Annotated in this window: 7 protein-coding genes; all 7 read right to left on the reverse strand. The window is 65.3% G+C overall.

Annotated elements, in window-relative coordinates:
* Positions 1 to 553: ABC transporter substrate-binding protein (locus EN749_RS29515; RefSeq protein ID WP_145991048.1), on the reverse strand; the 553-nt coding region annotated here is incomplete at its 3' end.
* Between the two features lie 36 nt (positions 554 to 589).
* Positions 590 to 1486, reverse strand: a complete 897-nt coding sequence (locus EN749_RS29520) for an ABC transporter permease (protein WP_128364479.1) — start codon at positions 1484 to 1486, stop codon at positions 590 to 592.
* 12 nt (positions 1487 to 1498) lie between these two features.
* Positions 1499 to 2335 carry an ABC transporter ATP-binding protein gene (locus tag EN749_RS29525; RefSeq protein ID WP_127270530.1) on the reverse strand — a complete coding sequence of 279 codons (837 nt, stop codon included), beginning with the start codon at positions 2333 to 2335 and terminating at the stop codon, positions 1499 to 1501.
* 32 nt (positions 2336 to 2367) lie between these two features.
* The gene (locus EN749_RS29530; RefSeq protein ID WP_127255510.1) at positions 2368 to 2694 is read right to left on the reverse strand and encodes a ferredoxin family protein; all 327 of its coding nucleotides are present in this window, start codon (positions 2692 to 2694) and stop codon (positions 2368 to 2370) included.
* Positions 2691 to 4316 (reverse strand): FAD-binding protein, encoded by a 1626-nt coding sequence (locus EN749_RS29535; RefSeq protein WP_128289800.1) that lies wholly within the window; start codon positions 4314 to 4316, stop codon positions 2691 to 2693. The genes EN749_RS29530 and EN749_RS29535 overlap by 4 nt, the downstream gene beginning before the upstream one ends.
* Before the next feature lie 30 nt (positions 4317 to 4346).
* Complete coding sequence (locus tag EN749_RS29540; protein WP_128364480.1) at positions 4347 to 4943, reverse strand: thioredoxin family protein; 597 nt, start codon at positions 4941 to 4943, stop codon at positions 4347 to 4349.
* 282 nt (positions 4944 to 5225) lie between these two features.
* A partial coding sequence (locus EN749_RS29545; protein WP_145991049.1) for an ABC transporter substrate-binding protein occupies positions 5226 to 5563 on the reverse strand: 338 nt, incomplete at its 5' end.

Raw genomic sequence — 5563 nt, forward strand, 5'->3', positions numbered from 1 at the left:
ACGCCGGGCCGGATGCCTCGAACGGCAGGTTCAGACCTTCGACGTCATTGATGGTCAGGCCGACGCTGTTCAGTGCCTTGCTGAAGTTCGAATGCCGCACCGTGCCGGTGAGATAGGCGACCTTCTTGCCCCTGAGATCCTGCAGCGTCTTCAACGGCGAGTCGGTCTTGACGACGATGTAGGAACCGCCGGCCTTCACATAACTCGACAGGCCGATCAGCTTGACGTCGGCGCCGGACGCAGCAACCCGCAGCGCCGGATTGTTGCCGGTATAGGTGAACTCGATCGCGCCGGTGGCCAGCGCGGTCGTCGCCTCCGAACCGCCATTGAAAGTCACCAGTTCGACCTTGATGCCGTCCTTGGCGAACTCCTTCTCCCACCAGCCGTCCTTCTGGGCGAGGATGAATTTGAGATGCCCCGGCGCGGTACTGCCGATGCGGATAATTTCAGGCTTGTCCTGCGCGAAGGCAGGCATGCCGCCAAGGCCGATGACGACGGCAATAGCGCCCTTCAGCAGCAGCCGGCGAAGGGCGTCGAATGGAATGTTGGGCATGGGAAAAATCCTTCCTGATTGGAATGAATGGGTGGCTCAGATGAGCGAGGTCTCGGACTGGCCTTTCCAGGCCGTTGCCCAGCGCTCGAACCAGACGAGCAGGTAATTGACGGTCAGGCCGATGACGGTCAGCGTCAGGATGCCGGCGTACATGTCGGCCGTTTCCATCATCAGCTGCGAGTTCTGGATGAGGAAACCGAGGCCGGATTTGGCCGCCAGCATCTCGGCGCCGATGACCGCGAACAGCGAGGATTTCACCGCCAGCCGGGCGCCGGCGACGATCGAGGGAATGCTGGCCGGCAGGATGACTTTGCGGAACAGATCGAAGTCGGACGTACCCATCGAGCGCGCCGCCTTGATCAGCAGCGGATCCACCGACTTGACGCCGCTGATCGTGTTGACGAGGAGAAAGAAAACCGAGGAGTAGAAGGTGATCGCGACCTTCGATTCCTCACCGATGCCGAGCAACAGGATGAACACCGGCAGCAGTGCGAATTGCGATGTGTTTCGCAGCGTCTGCACCAGGAGGTCGGAAACCTTCTCGAACAGCGAATAGCGCCCCATCAACAGACCGAGGGGGATGGCCACCACCACGCCGAGTGCGAAGCCGATCGCTGCGCGCTGCAGGCTGATGCCGATATGCTCGATCAGCACGCCCGAGGCGAGCAGCGCCCACCAGGCGACCAGGACCTCGCTCAGCGGCGGAAAGAAGATCCGGTTCAGCCAGCCGAGTCGGGGCGCGATCTCCCACAGCAGGAAGAACAGGCCGAGCAGCGGCACGCCATAGAGGAACGTGCCGTGGCTTGCTTTCTTGCTCCAGATCTTGGCGCTGGCCTTGATGGCCGGGACCCTGGCGGCGGCTACCGTTTCGCCAGCGCCGGCAAACAGGTGGAGCGCTCCCGCGGAGCCAAACTTCTCGGTCAGATAGGCCATTGGTCCAGCTCCTCAGTGACTGAAGGCTGGCGACAGGGTCCAGTCCTTCTGCGCCTTGTTGACCTCGTCGCGCAGCACGTCCCAGACGCGGGCGCGATATAGATTGAATTCGGCGCTGGCGCGGATGTCGCCGTCGCGCGGTCGTGGCAGGTCGATGTCGATGATCTCTTTCACCGCGCCCGGCCGTGCCGTCATCACCACGACGCGGTCGGCGAGGAAGATCGCCTCGTCGATCGAGTGGGTGACAAAAATCACCGTGGTGTTGATCTTGCCCCAGATCCGCAGCAGCTCGCCTTGCAGAAGCTCGCGCGTCTGCTGGTCGAGCGCCGCGAACGGCTCGTCCATCAGCAGCACTTCCGGGTTGCTGGCCAGCGCACGCGCGATCGCCACACGCTGCTGCATGCCGCCGGACAGCTGGTTGGGAAAACGGTCCTCGAAACCGGCAAGGCCGAACAGCGCCAACAGATGGCGGGCTGTGGCGGTACGCTCGGCCTTGGCCACGCCGCGCACTTCCAGCGCATATTCGATGTTGGCGAGCGCCGTGCGCCAGGGAAACAGCGCATATTGCTGGAAGACATAGCCGGTCTTTGGATCGGGCCTGGTGATGCGCCTGCCGTCGAGCTGGACGTTGCCGCCGGTCGCCTGCGTCAGCCCGCCAATGATATCGAGCAGCACCGACTTGCCCGAGCCGCTCGGGCCGACCAGCGTGATGAACTCGCCCTTGCGGATGGAAAGATCGACGCCGTCGAGCACGGTGACGCGGTCGGTCGCCTCGCCATCCACGGTGACGAACTGCCCCGGCTTGAGCTGGAAGGTCTTGCTGATGTCGCTGACGACGATCCGGTCCATGTTCGGGCGATCCATATCTGTCTCCGATCGGTTCACTGCGCCACGCGGATGCGGTGCGTCGGGTCGAATTCCGAGCCGCCCGCCTTGCCGCGCTTCCAGCCAAGCGCGCGGGCATAGGAGCCGAACAGCTGGCGGGCGTCGGCCTGAGCTTCCGTGATGCCGGTCGGCCCTTCGGCGAACTCGGCCACATAAAGCGCGTCGGTCGGGCAATAGATCTCGCAAAGAAAGCAGGTCTGGCAGTCCTCCTGGCGAGCGATCACCGGCACGCCATTGTCGGTCGCGTCGAAGACGTTGGCCGGGCACACCTTGACGCAGATGTCGCATTCGACGCAGCGCGTGGCCGAGACGATCTCGATCATGACGCCAGCTCCGCCAGCCGCTCAGGCGCACCTGCGATGCGGAACGCATCCACACCGGTGATGACCAGCCGGTGCGCGAAGGCCGGGCTCTTGCCCGGCAGATCGGTGCGGCGGTGCATGCCGCGGCTCTCGGTGCGGTGCAGCGCGGCGGCCACGGACCAACGCCCAGCAGCGGCGATCGAAGCTGCCTCTCGGGTACGGACCCGGTCCAGCCCCTCGCCTTGCAGATGGCTGCGCACGTCGCGCCAGACACTCTCCAGCCGCTCGCCGCTTTTCTCCAGGGCCTCGCCAGTGCGGAAGAAATTCTTGTCGAGCGGCGTGACTTCGCTACGCACCGCCTCGATAACTTCGCCCGCCGAGATGTCGGCCCTCGCCGATGATGCAGGACGCAAGCCGGCCTGGCCGAGCGATTGCACTGCGCTGCGGAACGCCTTGCCGGTGCGGCGCTGGGCATGGGTCGAGGCGCCCTTGCCGGCCCACCAGCCGCTGGCCAGCGCCCAGGACGAATTGAAGGCGCCGCCGCCTGATACCGCACCGGTCATCATCTCGCGGCTGGCAGCGTCGCCGGCAACATAGAGGCCGGGCACGCCGGTGGCGCAATCGTCGGAGACGATGTCGATGCCGCCGGTGCCGCGCACCGTGCCTTCGGCGCGCAAGGTGATACGGAACAGTTCGCTGAACGGGTCGATGCCGGCGCGGTCATAGGGCACGAAGCAGTTCGGCTGACCCTGGCGCAGCCAGCCTTGCAGCGCCGGCTCGGCTTGATCGAGCCGCGCATAGACCGGGCCGTCGATCAGCGCACGCGCCACTTCCTCCTCGCGGTCGCCGATGCCGTTGCGCAACGGCTCGCCGGTCGGCCCGAGGATCGGCGAACCATCCTCGCGATGGAACGATGCCCAGCGGAACGGCAGGCCCTTGTTCAATGAGGAGCCATAGGGCGCCAGCGTGTACTTGCCGGTGAACTCCATGCCCGACAGGCTGGCGCCGGCTTCCGCCGCCATCAGATAGCCGTCGCCGGTCAGCCCGGTCGCGCCGAGGATGCGCTCGCGGAAAGCGCAGCCGCCCGTCGCCAGCACCACCGCGTTGGCGTCGACGCGCCAGTCCTGGCCGATCTGCCGGGCGACACCGGCGGCGCCAACGATGGCATCGCCGTCGGACAGAAGTTCGAGCGCCGGGTGATGGTCGAGCACCGTGACGCCGGCCAACAGCACCCGGCGGCGCATGAAGCGCATGTAGTCCGGCCCGCGCAGATTGGCGATGTAGAGCCGGCCGTCATCCTCGCTCGGAAAGGGATAGCCCCATTCGGACAGCCTGAGCAGATTGCGGTAGGCGGTATCGACGCAGCGCAGCATCCAGCGCGGGTCGGCGAGTTCGCCGGTGCGCTGCCAACGCCGCTCAACGACGGCATGCCTGTTGTCGCCCGGCGGCACGCACCAGGTGCCGGTGTTGGAGGGCGCGGTGGCGCCACTGGTGCCAAGATAACCTTTGTCGGCCAGCACCACCTTGGCGCCGCTCTCGGCCGCAGCGACAGCCGCCCAGGCCGCTGACGGACCTCCGCCCAGCACCAGCACGTCGGCCTGGAGCAGCAAGCTGTCAGAAACGGATTTTTGCGGCTTGGGCATGGATACCTGGCGAATGCGTCGAGGACGGCGCTAGGCCGCGCGGGCCGCGCTGGAAGACCAGACCGGCTCGTTGCCGGCGCTCCACTTGATGTTGCAGCCGATCGACGGCACCTGGCTGGCAGTGGGCCTGCCGCCCTCCAGCACCGTGTCGACCGCTGCCCGCAGATCGGCACCGGTCACCGGCTTGCCATTACCCGGCCGCGCATCGTCGAACTGGCCGTGATAGGCGAGCCGCCGGTCGGCATCGAACAGGAAGAAGTCGGGTGTGCAGGCGGCGTCATAGGCCTTGGCCGTCTGCTGCGACGCATCCTTGAGATAGGGGAAGGAATAGCCGAATTTTTCGGCCTCTTCGCCGATGCGGGCCAGCGTCTCCTCCGGATGCGCCTCATGGTCATTGGCGTTGATCGCCACCACTTGCAGCCCCTTGCCGGCATAATCCCTGGCGAAAACGGCAAGCTGCTCACGGATCAGCACGACGAACGGGCAGCGGTTGGAAATAAAGGCGACGAGCAAGGCCGGCTTGGCGTCGAAATCGGCGAGGCGGTGCAGCACGCCTTGCGCGTCGGGCAACAGGAAATCGGCCGCCCTGGTGCCGAGGTCGATCGGATTGGACTCTGTCTTCGGCATCGATGCGCGCTCCCTTTGTGCAGCCGGTTTTCACAGGCCAAGTGCGAGCGCCTCGAACGTTCGCAGTTAGTCTATGAATTTAGTATAATTATAGGCTGGAGAGCACATTCACGGTCAACCGAGCGGCTTAGAATATCGTGCCAATGTTTCAGGCCGAGCCGCCAAGTTTGTTCGGGCGGAAGCCGATCCGGAGAAATCCGGACGGACAGGATTTATCAAGCGCAACGGGTTCGACGACGAATTGGTACTGCCCAGCCGAAACGCCTTGCGATTTTCGCGACGTCATTCCCCTTCCGGATAGAGCGCCTTCGCCAGGTCGCGGATCGCATCTGATGTGCGCGGGCCGAAGCCGATCATGTAGGCGCCGTCGAGCACCACCAGCGCCTTGTTGGCCGCCGCCGGCGTTGCCGCCAGCGCGCGGTTGCCGAACACCTGCTCGGGCGTCGGGCCACCCTTGCCGTCGCTCATCATCAGGATGACATCAGGCGCCATCTCGATCAGCTTTTCCTCTGATGCCGCCTTGTAGCCCTGCACGACATCCATCGGGTTGCGGCCGCCGGCGTAGCGGATGATGGCGTCGGCCGAGGTGCCGGCACCGGCTGCGCTCAGCTTCACAAGGC

The organism is Mesorhizobium sp. M7A.F.Ca.ET.027.02.1.1, from assembly GCF_004022985.1.
Lineage (GTDB): Bacteria > Pseudomonadota > Alphaproteobacteria > Rhizobiales > Rhizobiaceae > Mesorhizobium.